The 12,666-nt window shown below is 31.4% G+C and carries 15 protein-coding genes; 7 read left to right on the top strand and 8 right to left on the bottom strand.

All coding sequences use genetic code 11. The annotated features are described in order from the left end of the window. Positions 1 to 66 precede the first annotated feature (66 nt). Both ACZZZT_RS19520 and ACZZZT_RS19515 read left to right on the top strand, forming a co-directional pair. Positions 67 to 252, top strand: coding sequence for a hypothetical protein (locus tag ACZZZT_RS19520; RefSeq protein WP_073393544.1), 186 nt, complete (start codon positions 67 to 69; stop codon positions 250 to 252). Next, the gene (locus ACZZZT_RS19515) at positions 242 to 793 is read left to right on the top strand and encodes a Smr/MutS family protein (RefSeq protein WP_463462471.1); all 552 of its coding nucleotides are present in this window, start codon (positions 242 to 244) and stop codon (positions 791 to 793) included. The genes ACZZZT_RS19520 and ACZZZT_RS19515 overlap by 11 nt, the downstream gene beginning before the upstream one ends. 139 nt (positions 794 to 932) lie before the next feature. Here the strand turns inward: ACZZZT_RS19515 and ACZZZT_RS19510 are convergent, their stop codons facing one another. Further along, entirely contained in the window at positions 933 to 1,910 is a 978-nt protein-coding gene (locus ACZZZT_RS19510; RefSeq protein WP_463461624.1) for a hypothetical protein, read from the bottom strand. Positions 1,911 to 1,993: 83 nt separating this feature from the next. Here ACZZZT_RS19510 and ACZZZT_RS19505 point away from each other — a divergent pair, with 83 nt between their 5' ends. Then, positions 1,994 to 3,118: a cysteine desulfurase family protein gene (locus tag ACZZZT_RS19505; protein WP_463461623.1), complete on the top strand. Its 1,125-nt coding sequence runs from the start codon at positions 1,994 to 1,996 to the stop codon at positions 3,116 to 3,118. Between the two features lie 88 nt (positions 3,119 to 3,206). Here the strand turns inward: ACZZZT_RS19505 and ACZZZT_RS19500 are convergent, their stop codons facing one another. Genes ACZZZT_RS19500 through ACZZZT_RS19485 form a run of 4 tightly spaced genes read right to left on the bottom strand, consistent with a single transcriptional unit; the run spans position 3,207 to position 5,483 of the window. Next, the gene (locus tag ACZZZT_RS19500; protein ID WP_463461622.1) at positions 3,207 to 3,767 is read right to left on the bottom strand and encodes an L-threonylcarbamoyladenylate synthase; all 561 of its coding nucleotides are present in this window, start codon (positions 3,765 to 3,767) and stop codon (positions 3,207 to 3,209) included. A gap of 2 nt (positions 3,768 to 3,769) precedes the next feature. Then, positions 3,770 to 4,690 (bottom strand): glycosyltransferase family 2 protein, encoded by a 921-nt coding sequence (locus ACZZZT_RS19495; protein ID WP_463462470.1) that lies wholly within the window; start codon positions 4,688 to 4,690, stop codon positions 3,770 to 3,772. Then, the gene (locus ACZZZT_RS19490) at positions 4,690 to 5,007 is read right to left on the bottom strand and encodes a galactosyltransferase-related protein (protein ID WP_463461621.1); all 318 of its coding nucleotides are present in this window, start codon (positions 5,005 to 5,007) and stop codon (positions 4,690 to 4,692) included. The genes ACZZZT_RS19495 and ACZZZT_RS19490 overlap by 1 nt, the downstream gene beginning before the upstream one ends. After that, on the bottom strand, positions 5,004 to 5,483 hold the full coding sequence (locus ACZZZT_RS19485) for a glycosyltransferase (RefSeq protein WP_463461620.1): 480 nt from the start codon (positions 5,481 to 5,483) through the stop codon (positions 5,004 to 5,006). The genes ACZZZT_RS19490 and ACZZZT_RS19485 overlap by 4 nt, the downstream gene beginning before the upstream one ends. A gap of 501 nt (positions 5,484 to 5,984) precedes the next feature. Between ACZZZT_RS19485 and ACZZZT_RS19480 the strand changes: the two genes are divergently transcribed. Continuing rightward, a complete protein-coding gene (locus tag ACZZZT_RS19480; protein WP_463461619.1) occupies positions 5,985 to 6,752 on the top strand; it encodes a Kdo domain containing protein in 768 nt (255 codons plus the stop codon). Here ACZZZT_RS19480 and ACZZZT_RS19475 read toward each other — a convergent pair. From ACZZZT_RS19475 to ACZZZT_RS19465, 3 genes are all read right to left on the bottom strand, one after another. Further along, a complete protein-coding gene (locus ACZZZT_RS19475) occupies positions 6,733 to 7,518 on the bottom strand; it encodes a glycosyltransferase family 2 protein (protein ID WP_463461618.1) in 786 nt (261 codons plus the stop codon). The two genes, ACZZZT_RS19480 and ACZZZT_RS19475, sit on opposite strands and share 20 nt — an antisense overlap. A 1-nt stretch (position 7,519) precedes the next feature. Further along, positions 7,520 to 8,590: a glycosyltransferase family 9 protein gene (locus tag ACZZZT_RS19470; RefSeq protein WP_463461617.1), complete on the bottom strand. Its 1,071-nt coding sequence runs from the start codon at positions 8,588 to 8,590 to the stop codon at positions 7,520 to 7,522. A 118-nt stretch (positions 8,591 to 8,708) separates the two neighbouring features. Next, positions 8,709 to 9,524: a 2,3,4,5-tetrahydropyridine-2,6-dicarboxylate N-succinyltransferase gene (locus ACZZZT_RS19465; protein ID WP_302095423.1), complete on the bottom strand. Its 816-nt coding sequence runs from the start codon at positions 9,522 to 9,524 to the stop codon at positions 8,709 to 8,711. Between the two features lie 276 nt (positions 9,525 to 9,800). On the opposite strand from ACZZZT_RS19465, the gene ACZZZT_RS19460 reads away from it, so the two are divergent. The 3 genes from ACZZZT_RS19460 (at position 9,801) to ACZZZT_RS19450 (ending at position 12,645) form a co-directional block, all read left to right on the top strand. Further along, positions 9,801 to 10,436, top strand: coding sequence for a PAS domain-containing protein (locus tag ACZZZT_RS19460; protein WP_463461616.1), 636 nt, complete (start codon positions 9,801 to 9,803; stop codon positions 10,434 to 10,436). 172 nt (positions 10,437 to 10,608) lie between these two features. After that, positions 10,609 to 11,025 carry a Holliday junction resolvase RuvX gene (ruvX, locus tag ACZZZT_RS19455; RefSeq protein ID WP_042564573.1) on the top strand — a complete coding sequence of 139 codons (417 nt, stop codon included), beginning with the start codon at positions 10,609 to 10,611 and terminating at the stop codon, positions 11,023 to 11,025. Positions 11,026 to 11,148: 123 nt separating this feature from the next. After that, a complete protein-coding gene (locus tag ACZZZT_RS19450) occupies positions 11,149 to 12,645 on the top strand; it encodes a malate:quinone oxidoreductase (protein ID WP_463461615.1) in 1,497 nt (498 codons plus the stop codon). Positions 12,646 to 12,666 lie beyond the last annotated feature (21 nt).

Below are 12,666 nucleotides of genomic sequence, written 5' to 3'. Positions count from 1 at the left end.
AACATTTCAAGAGGTAGGAACTAGTATTTTAAAGTTTCATACTTTTGGATTCTTATACTTTAAAATATGAAAGCTTTTAAAATTTTAATAATGATACTTGCCATTTCGGTTGCCTTATATGAGCAGGTTTCGGCAGAAAAAAATATCTATATTATGGTAATTGCTATTGCAGTTTTCATGTATGGAATGATGCAGCTGAGTGCAAAAACGCCAAGTAAAAATCAAGAAAAAGAGGAGCATGATGTTGAATAAAGGAGATAAGGTTTCTGTTTTAGACGAAGCCATAAACGGAACAGTTGTTTCTGTAAAAAATAAGGAAGTTTTGATCGAAACTGAAGATGGGTTTTTGATGACATTTTTTGTCAATGAATTACTTAAAATGCAAGATTCCAGTAATTTAATGAATTCTATTAAAAGAATTAATTTAGAAGAAATTTCGAAAGAGAAAACGGAGCCAAAACCGAGAAGTTTTGTAAAAGAAAAGAAAGATAAACGCGAAATTGCTGCTCCGGAATTTGATTTGCATATTGAAAAACTGGTTCCTAATAAACGTGGAATGTCAAATTATGACATCTTGACTCTGCAGACAGAAACAGCAAAAAGACACATCGAATTTGCGATTAGAAATCGAATTCCGAAAATTGTTTTTATTCACGGAGTTGGCGAAGGAATCTTAAAAGCGGAACTTGACTTTTTATTAGGCCGTTATGACGGAATAGATTTTCAGGATGCCAATTATCAAAAATATGGATTGGGAGCAACAGAAGTTTATATTAGACAAAGTAATAAATGAGATTGTTTATTGAATTGAAAAAACTCAAAATAAAGCATAAAAAAACATCCGTTTTTAAAGTCAATTTCGATGAGAAATCAATTTTAAAAACGGATGTTTTTTTGTAAGAATTTAAAGCTTTGAAAAGAACTGGATTGTCTTAGTTTGTAACACTTGTTGAAAACGATCCAATTGCAAAAGTGTTCCCTAATCTAAAGCTGCTGTTTCCTTTTTGAAGTGTTACATTTTTAAGTACAATAGTGTGCTTAAATGCATTTGGTCCATCGGTAGTAGTTGTTACTTCAATAGAACCATTTGTGTCTGTAGCTCCAGTCCATGTTTCTTTTAAAGATGGAGTAGATGGAGTAGTAGTCTGGCAAAAATAATCTTCGGTCAAAGTACTGTTGTAAACTCGGTATAAAAGTTTATTATTGGTAGCACCTATTACCGCAGTTCTTGGCTGATTTAATGGAGTAACAGTATTTTGAATTAAACCAGATTCTACAGCATCAATTGTTATAGCTGCTCCAGATACAATAAAATTATAAATTTGTCCTGATGTACTACATTGTGCGGCTGTTTCATCAAATGTTAAATCTAATGTGGTTTCCAATTTTGTAGAAAAGTCTCCAAATACAATTTCGGGTACAGTTACATCGACACCGGAAACAGAATAAGTAACATTTTTAATTATAATGTTATGACTATATCCATTAATTCTCGTAGCATTATTAGCGTCGGCTTCTGTTACTTTTTGTACGGTTTCTATTTCTATTAACCCTGATTTAGCATACCATTCATCGATAACTTTAGGTGATGTTGGCGGTATTAAACTACAAATGTATGTGCCTGCTATTGTTCCGTCATAACCTCTGTAAACAAGTCTGTAACTACTATTGTCAATATTGTATTGATTTGGCACGCCTACGGGTGTTGGGTTTTCAGGAAAAGTATTTTCAGGTACTTGTAATAGTAATGATTCCTGAGTTTTAAGTTTATAAACCAATAAATTCTCATCAGTACAGCTTGCAGAGTTTGTAATTGTACTAAAGTCAACGTTATCAACAGTTATATCACCATCATCGCAACCATTTAATAAAAAAGCGAATAACAGTAAGCTTGCATATTTTCTCATCATAATTTTATTTGGGTCAAAAATAGTGAAAAATTTGGCAAATGATATTTAAGAATTCACAATTGATATTTCTTAACTTTGCACCAATGAAAAAAGTATATCTCGATAACGCCTCAACTACAGCCATGCGACCTGAAGTTATTCAGGAAATGACAAAAGTGATGACTGAAGATTTTGGTAATCCCTCATCTACGCACAGTTTTGGACGAAATGGAAAAACTATTTTAGAACTTTCCAGAAAAAGTATTGCTAAACAGTTAAATTGTTCTGCACAGGAAATTATATTTACATCTGGCGGTACAGAAGCTGATAACTGGATTCTTCGTTCGGCAGTTGAAGATTTAAAAGTAACCCGTATTATAACTTCAAAAATTGAACACCATGCGGTTTTATATGCTGTTTTAGCTTTACAATCAGATTATGGTATTCAGGTTGATTATGTTGATGTAAATCATGACGGAAGTATCGATTTAACCCATTTATCAAGTTTATTATCTGAGGATAAAAAAACGATTGTCAGTTTAATGCACGTAAACAACGAAACAGGTGCTATTTTAGATCTTGACAGAGTTAGTGTTATTTGCAGGCAATACAATACTTTATTTCATTCAGATACTGTTCAGTCTGTGGGTAAAACCGAAATCGATTTGCAAAAAACTACTGTTGACTTTATTGTTGCAAGCGCGCACAAATTTCATGGACCAAAAGGAATTGGTTTTGTTTTTATTCGTAAAAATTCAGGTTTGCAGCCACTAATTTTTGGTGGAGAACAGGAAAAAGGACTTCGGGCAGGAACCGAAGCGGTACATCAAATTGCCGGAATGGCAAAAGCCTTGTCTGTTTCCTATGAAAATTTGGAGGAAGAAAGAAAATATATTTCCGACTTGAAAATGTATCTTATTCAACAATTAGAAATTCATTTTCCGGGTTTTAGAATTAACGGTAGAAAAGAAGATTTTTATAATATCATCAATATTATTTTGCCTTTTTCTGAAGATAAAACTTCGATGTTATTATTTAGTCTGGATATGAAAGGAATTGCTGTTTCCAGAGGAAGCGCCTGCCAGTCGGGAAGTATAAAACCTTCGCATGTTTTAAAAGAAATGCTTTCGGAAACGGATTTGAAATTACCAAATCTCCGAATTTCATTTAGTCATTATAATACCAAAGAAGATATTGACTGGCTAATTCAAAGTTTGAAAACTCTTTAAAAAGGGACAAAGAGACAGAGTTGCAAAGGTTCAAAGATTTTTAGAGTATAGATTTTATAATCTAAAATCTACACTCTAAAATCTAAAATTACTTACGAATCACTTTTACCTGCGAATCATTTGTTAGTTTTATAATCGTAGAAGGTTTTCCTGCAACTTTATCCTGATTTAATTTTACAACATAATCAACACCTTTAACAATTTCAGGGTTAATATCTTTAAATGCAATTGGAGTGGGCTGCCCAGAAATATTAGCCGAAGTCGAAACCAATGGTTTTTTCATTCTTTCTAATAATTTAAAGCAAAAAGGTTCTTTTACTACACGAACTCCCAATGAATTATCTGCTGCAATAATATTTGGAGCGACATTTCTTGGTTCATCCAAAATTAAGGTTGTTGGTTTCTCAGACAAATCTAAAATCTGCCAGGCAACTTCAGGAATATTTTTAAAAACATTGTACATCATTTTTTCACCATTCATCAAAACAATCATGCTTTGTGTTTCGGCACGCTGTTTAAGTTTGTATATTTTGGCAACAGCTTCAGGATTTGTAGCATCACAACCAATTCCCCATACAGTATCTGTTGGGTAAAGTATTATTCCGCCTTCTTTAATAACTTCATAAGCATTTATTATTTCTTCGTTCATTTTTATTCTGTAATTATTTGCTTCGTTTTCAGTGATTTTGATATTGGAGCTCCAGTTAAAATTAAAAAAAATAGTGACCAATTTTTAGGTTTAAAAATGCTACTAAAAAAATATTTTAGAACTAAAAAGTATAAAACAATTTTATATCCAAATAAACCATAATGTTTTCGGATAATATAAAGCAACGAAATTTTTAATTCTTTTTTGATTGCCAATGATTTTTCAGTACTCGCTCCGTGAAGATGGATAAATTCTGCGTCAGGGATTAAATAAGCAAACTTGGACCTATTAGCTAATCGGATGCACAGATCAGTTTCTTCATAATAAAGAAAAATATTTGTATCAAAACCTCCTGCATCATAAAAATCTTTAGCTCTAAGAAACATAAAACTTCCTGGAATAAAATCCACTTGTAATGGCTGTTTATACCGTTTTTTTCTTTTTGGGTATTTCTTTGGATTAATGGTTTCTAGAAAATTTCTTCCTAAAATTTCTCTCATTGGAGATGCGAAATGATCTAATGAACCTAAAAAATCTCCATTCTCTTTATATGCCTGCGCACCGGCAATACCAATATTAGCGTTCTTTTCTAAAGCATTTTTAACAATTAATAAACAATCATTTTTAAATAATGTATCATTGTTTACAATAGCTAGATATTTAGCATTGGCGAATTGAATTCCAAACATGTTTCCTGCACCAAAACCTGTATTGATACGGTTTCTGTGAAGTTCCAGATTAGTGAAATCTATTTGTTCACAAAACAATTTTAGTTTCAAATAATCTTCTTTCTTCGAACAATTATCAGTTATAATTATTTGATAATTAATGGTTTTTGAAGTTTTTTCAATTATAGATCGAATACAATTGATACTGTGGTCGCTGGAATTATAATTGATTAAAATTATGGCTATGTCGAACATCATAAATATTTATTAATTCCTTTTTCTATAAAAGTAAGTTCCTTTTCGATGGTTTGCCTTTCAATTTCATTATTGATTTCGAGATGGCTCTTAGATTGCTCTTTATGATAAATATGATAAGCTATTCCAGAATATTTTAATCTTTTTCCTTTAATTCCAATGTTATGCAGTCTTTGAATCATTTCAGAATCATCCATTCCCCAGCCTACCAGGCCTTCATTAAAGCCATTAACTTTGATAAAATCTTCTTTCCAGAAAGACATATTACAACCTCTGAGTTTTCTGGAACGTTTATCAATACTTTTTACAAAATTCATAAGAAAAGGTATTCGGATCGTTCGGCCTCTTTTTTTAATTCCTTTGGAAAATAGACCGAAATGAATATTTTTTTCGAAAACAATTCAGGCAATAACTTCTCTTGAATATTTACACGTGAACCAAACAGGTAATGTCCTTTTTGAGCAAAAGTTAAATGATCTTCAATAAAATATTTATTCATGATAATATCACCATCAATCTCAACAATGTAATCATATTTTGCAGCAGCAATTGCTTTATTCATAATACATGGCTTTCTGTTTTTTATATCTTCATGCCAAATATGAATCAAGGGAACTGGAAATGTTTTTTGGAATGTATTTATTAATTTTTTAGTGTCATCGCTCGATCCATCATCAGCAACGATAACCTCATTAGGTAAAACAGTCTGATTTAATATGCTTAATAGCAATAATTCTAAGGCCTGTGGCCAATTATATGTAGGAGTTATTAATGTGCAGCTCGTGTAGGACATGAAAGTAAATTTTTGAGGTAAAAATACACTAAAAAAATGAAGTCTAAAATGCAATACATAGATTTGTTAGACTTTAAACGATATTTGATGAAATATATCGTAAATCTTTTTTAGAAAAGCAGACAGTAATTTTTTTTTTCGTATAAATAATTTTGATTCCTAAATGAGGCTTTTTGATGATAGAAAAAGTATAAATATTTATTATTGTTCAGTCCGGCAATAGTGCCAATGACATTTATCGAACTAAAAATTGAACTTTTGCACAATATATTTTTGATTTATTTCGAGCAATTTATCAAGATTTATTCTTTTCTTAATATTCATATAACACATAATAAAATATTGATAGCACATAATTATATTAAAAAGTTTAACGACAATGAAAGAAGACTTTTTAGATGCAAAATTTGTTAACTGACAAGATAAGTTTGAAACTCAAATAATATTGTTTTTAAAAGACATTTAGTTATTTTTGAACTGTAATAATTACAGTTCCTCGTTATGTCTATAAAAATCAGTGAAAAATTTAAACCCGAAGAAAATAATTTAAAACTAATTATCAATAATTTTCAGACTTCGGGTCAGCTTTTTGGAAATGGTGATCGAAATAAAATAAAATTGTTTGAACTGAACGGAACAACAATCAATATCAAATCTTTTAAAATACCAAATATTGTAAATAAAATTGCTTACAAATATTTTCGAAAGTCAAAAGCAAGACGTTCGTTTGAATTTGCAACTATTTTATTAGAAAAAGGTATTGGAACTCCGCAGCCAATTGCATTTCTTGAAAATTTTAATGCTATTGGGTTAAAAGACAGTTATTATGCAAGTGAGCATTTAATTACTGAATTGACTTATAGAGAACTCGTAGAAATTCCTGATTATCAGGATCATGATAATATACTAAGACAGTTTTCGAAATTTACTTTCGATTTACATCAAAAAGGGGTTGAGTTTTTAGATCATTCACCAGGAAATACTTTAATCAAAAAAACGACTGACAATAAATATGATTTTTTTCTGGTTGATTTAAACCGAATGAACTTTCATGCCGATATGACTTTTGAACAACGCATGAATAATTTTAGACGCTTAACGCCTCATAAAGAAATGATTGCAGTTATGAGTAACGAATACTCAAAGTTTTATAAAGATAAAACAGAAGCTGAAATTTTCGACACTATGTGGAAAGCAACGGTAGATTTTCAAGAAGAATTCGCCAGAAAGAAAAGACTGAAAAAGAAGCTTAAATTTTGGAAGTCTTAGCTTGTTTAATAATTTTTTTAAGTTCCTGATAGCGTACAAAAACGCTTAAAGCATTTAAATAACATATAATAATTCCTTTTCGGCCATCCAGAACTCCTAATCGTAAAAAATACTGATTTAAAAATTTATAAGCAGGGCGCAGATAGAAATGATAAAAGCTTGGTTTTGTGTTTTTTATAAATTGTTCCTGTGCTTTTAATTTTCCATAAAAAATCATTTTTTGCTTATATTCATTGTAACTGGAATACGAGTAATGATTTAGTTTATGTTTTAATTTTTTAGTTTTTCCGTTTACGATTAATTTTTCATGCACAATTTTATTGACATTATAATATGCATGTTCTTTTTTGAAAAGTCGGATGATTTTGTCAGTTTGCCAGCCGCTAAAACGTATTTTTTTGTTTTTGAACATAAAATTTCGATAAACAAAATAAGCAGAAGCACTTTCTTTTTGATTTATTGTAAAATCTATTTCCTGTTTAAGTTTTGGCGTCAATCTTTCATCGGCATCAATAAAAAGAATCCATGAATTTGTGGCGAGACTTAATGCAAAATTACGTTGTAAGGCAAAATTATCAAATGTGCGCTGAAATATTTTTACATTTTTAAATCCTGATACAACCTCAAAAGTTTTATCGGTACTAAAAGAATCTACCACAATTATCTCATCGGCAAAAGCCAAATCATCAAGAAGTGTTTTTATATTCGACTCTTCGTTGTAAGTAATGATTAAAACTGTTAACCGCTGTTTTTCTGCCAAAATCATTTTATTTTGTGCTAAGATTTTGGATTAAAAAAGACTCAATTTTAGCTGCAAAAAATTCTGGTTTAAATTCTTTGTATAAAGATAAGGCATCTTTTTTGAGTATTTTTTCAGTTTTATTTTCAAATAAATCAGGACGATAATCTTTTAGATGTACCGATAGATGATGGATTCCGTCTTCAAAAGTGGCCCAGATTTTCTTTTCAATCCACGGAGAAAAAATAATAAACGAAGGTTTTTCGAGCGCTTTTGCCATATTTATAGCTCCTCCGTCATTACCAATTATAAAATCGCATTGATTTACAATACCAATAAAAGAGCGTAAATCCCCGCCTAGTAAATCAAAATAAATTTTTTCCTGAGTTGAAGGTTTGCAGGCATTAAAAACAGTTTTAGCCTCTTCGAACTGCTTTGGGAAATAATTAAAAAGAATATTTACATCGGCATTATCAGCTACATAATCAATAACTTTTGCCATGAAGTCTAAAGGATATGTTTTTAGCTTTTCACTTCCCAAAAGACTAATCATAACTGTTTTTCGATCTTTTCGAACCAGATGTTTTTCAAAAATTGCAATTGCTTCCTGATTTTCTTTTTCTGAAACAAACAATTTAGGAATTGGATCTATTTTAATTTTTAAATCCAAAGGTTCCAATAACGAAAGTCGTCTCTCTATTGCTAAGCCCAAGTTTGTTTTAGGAAAAGGTTCAAATGGAACATTATCTGTATATAGAAAATTTCTTCCCGGTTTTTTATATGATATTTTTCTTTTAGCATTACTTAATAAAACCAAAATCCAGCTTTCTAATTTTGAATAAGCATCGATTAACAGATCGTATTTTTCTTTACGAATCTGAAATGCAAGATTTAATAATTCCTTTTTGCTTTTTCGATGTTTTTCTTCAAAAAGAATAATATTATCAATACTTGAATTGCCTTCCAAAACAGGAGTTGTTGAGGAATAAACCAAATAATCGATTTGAGCGTCAGGATAGGCAGTACGCAAATTGTTGCATATAATGCTGCTGACTAAAACATCACCAATCATTTTTTGCTGAATTACAAGTATCTTCATAGATAGAATTAAATCTTTTTAAGCGATTACAAATTGAAGCAAAAAAATCCAAATTCCAATCATATTATTGACCGGAATTTGGATTATTAAAATGTAAATTTTCTTTTATCTTAAACTTTTATACAGCAACATCGTACTCACGAAGTGCATTGTTTAATGAAGTTTTTAAATCCGTAGATGGTTTACGAGTACCGATAATCAAAGCACAAGGAACTTGAAATTCTCCGGCAGCGAATTTTTTAGTGTAGCTTCCAGGAATTACAACAGAACGCGCAGGAACAAAACCTTTCATTTCAACAGGTTCGTCACCAGTTACATCGATAATTTTAGTTGAAGCAGTTAAGCAAACATTGGCTCCAAGAACTGCTTCTTTACCAACATGTACACCTTCTACAACAATACAACGAGAACCAATAAAAGCACCATCTTCAATGATTACCGGAGCAGCCTGAAGAGGTTCTAAAACTCCACCAATTCCAACTCCGCCACTTAAGTGTACATTTTTACCAATTTGTGCACAACTACCAACAGTAGCCCAGGTATCAACCATAGTTCCTTCGTCTACATATGCACCAATATTTACATAACTTGGCATCAAAATTACACCGCTTGAAATGTAAGCTCCGTAACGTGCCACGGCATTTGGTACTACACGAATTCCTTTTTCAGCATAATTTCTTTTTAGCAACATTTTATCGTGATATTCAAAAATACCAGATTCCCATGTTTCCATCTTTTGAATTGGAAAATACATTACAACAGCCTTTTTTACCCATTCGTTAACCTGCCATTTGTCACCAACTGGTTCAGCACAACGTAATTTTCCTGCATCAACCAATTCAATAACTTCTCTAATAGCATCAGTTGTTGCTGTTTCTTGTAATAAAGCTCTGTTTTCCCAAGCTTGTTCAATTATAGTCTGTAAAGAATTCATAAGTTTTAATTTTTTGCAAAGATAGCGTATTTGGGTAAAAGCAAAAAAGTAAAAATCTTTGAAAATATTACAGATGTAACTTTTTGTTTTTAATTTGATAAATATTGCGATTTGATTCAGCTTAATAAAAATCAGAAACAGCCCCTAAAAGTTTTTTTAATATTAAAATATGACATAAGTCAGGTTTTGTGGTTTTCCTTCAACTTAATTTCGCCGCATAATTCAAACATTAAATGAATTATCAAATGCCAATCTCAGAAACAAATTTACATACATATGAATCAGGAAAATCAACTTCAGAGACAACAGCGAACTATTATTGATAAAGAGGTTTCGTGGGACAAAACTCAGGTTATTATGAGTAAAACAAATGCATTTGGCATTATAGAATACGCCAATGAAGTATTTGTCGACGTTTCGGGGTACGAAGATTATGAATTAATGGGGCAGCCACACAATATTATACGCCATCCGGATATGCCAAAAGTAATTTTTAAAGTGCTTTGGGAAAATCTAAAAAACGGAAAAAACTTTCATGCAATTGTAAAAAACTTAGCCAAATCTGGAAGGTATTATTGGGTAATTACTGATTTTGAGATTTCGTGTGATGAAAATGATGTAATTGTAAATTATTTTGCAAGAAGGCAAGCTGTGCCTCAGGAAGTTGTTGCCTTGCATATTGAGCCGTTGTATAAAAAATTACTGCAAATTGAAGCGGCAAGCGGAGTAGAATTTAGCGAAAAATATTTAATTGGTTTTTTGGAAGAAAAAAAGAAAAGCTACGTAGAATACATCAAAGAGTTGATTTTTGAACATGAAAAAGGTCATGCAAAATTTGCTCAGTATGAAGAACAGCATATTGAAGAAGAGGAAGAAGAAAGAGGTTTTTTTAAACGTTTATTTAATAGATAATATTTTTTTTTAGGTTTTAGATATTTGAATTTTTAGGTTTTTAAATATTTGGGAAAAGGATCCGTTTTGAGTTTTCAAAGCGGATTTTTTATGAATTTAAATTTATATTTTTTCTGGTTGCCGAGAATTCGAAAAAAAACTAAAATAACTTATCTTTGATAAAAATTAAAAAATGCCAAGAATTCTCTCTATAGACTACGGACAAAAACGAACAGGAATTGCCGTTACTGACGAAATGCAAATAATAGCGTCGGGTTTAACTACGATTCCAACTAATACTGTAATTGATTTTCTGAAAGATTATTTTGCAAAAGAAAAAGTCGAAGCTGTTTTAATTGGAGAACCAAAACAAATGAATGGTCAGCCTTCAGAAAGTGCTTCAATAGTCAAAGGATTTGTAACTCATTTCTCGAATATTTTTCCGGATATGAAAGTTGTTCGTGTAGACGAGCGCTTTACTTCAAAAATGGCATTTCAAACCATGATAGATAGCGGCTTGAGTAAAAAGAAACGTCAGGACAAAGGTTTAATTGATGAAATCTCTGCTACAATAATGCTCCAGGATTATCTTTCTTCAAAACGATTTTAGTTTTTTTTAATCATAATCTTATGATGTTTTAATTTTTAGAAAAACATAACTTTTATCATGCTATTTTAGTTTTTTTTTGCAATTATAAAAATTACCTTTGCACTTTAAAAATAAATTACTGTTATGCCTGACAATACAATACGTTCCAATAGTGAAGTAGTGCTTATTGGAGCTGGAATTATGAGCGCAACTCTTGGATTAATTTTGAAAGAGCTGCAACCTGATATAAAAATTGAAATTTACGAAAGATTAGATGTTGCTGCTGCCGAAAGCTCTGATGCCTGGAATAATGCAGGAACAGGACATTCTGCTTTTTGTGAATTAAATTACACTCCCGAAAAAGCTGATGGAAGTATTGACCCTAAAAAAGCAATAAGTATAGCAGAATCATTTGAGGTTTCACGTCAATTCTGGGCGTACTTAGTACAGCAAAACAAAGTTCCGTCTCCTGATAATTTTATAAAAAGTGTTCCCCATATGAGTTTTGTCTGGGGAGATAAAAATGTAGAATATCTTAAAAAGAGATTTGAAGCTTTACAAAGCAATCCAATTTTTTCTCAAATGACATTTAGTACTGATTTTGAGCAATTAAAAGAATGGATGCCACTTGTAATGGAAGGAAGAGAAGCTAATGAAAAATTGGCTGCCACACATATGGCTATTGGTACCGATGTGAATTTTGGTGCATTAACCAGAAGCATGTTTAATTATTTAGAAAAACTGGAGGGTGTTTCTTTACACTTCAACCATGAGGTTAAAAAACTAAAACAACGCGAAGATAAATTATGGCGAATTAAAATTACTGATTTGGCTACTGGTCAAAAACGTAAAGCATATACCAAATTTGTTTTTATTGGAGCAGGTGGAGGTTCATTACCATTATTAGAAAAAGCAAATGTTCCCGAAGGAAATGGTTACGGCGGTTTTCCGGTAAGTGGGCAATGGTTGAAATGTACCAATCCGGAAGTTATAGCAAAACATCAGGCAAAAGTATACGGAAAAGCAAGTGTTGGTGCTCCGCCAATGTCAGTTCCGCATATTGATACACGTGTAATTGATGGAGAGAAAGCACTTCTTTTTGGACCTTTTGCAGGATTTTCGACACGTTTCTTAAAAAACGGATCTTATCTTGATTTACCGTTATCTATAAAAGCAAACAATTTAATTCCGATGTTATCAGCGGGATATCACAATATACCTTTAACAAAATATTTGATAGAGCAGGTTCGTCAGTCTCCAAAAGACAGAATGAATGCACTTCGTGAATATTTACCGACGGCACGCTCTAAGGATTGGAAATTAGAAAGAGCGGGGCAGCGTGTTCAGGTTATTAAAAAAGACGAAAAAGAAGGTGGAGTTTTAGAATTTGGAACAGAAGTAATTAATACACATGATGGAACTTTAGCCGTTTTATTAGGCGCTTCTCCTGGAGCTTCAACAGCAGTTTCGATTATGATTGATTTAATTAGCAGATGTTTTACCAACCAAATTAAAACACCGGAATGGGAAGCTAAAATGAGAAATATGATTCCTTCTTACGGGAAAACATTAAATGATAAACCAGAGCTTTTAGAAGAAATCAGAAAGCATACTTCTGAAGTTTTAAAATTGAATAATTAAGATATTTTAATTCTTATATAA

The organism is Flavobacterium sp. AC274, assembly GCF_979258275.1.
Note: the sequence above shows the minus strand (reverse complement) of the source record. Positions and strands in the feature narration are given on the sequence as shown.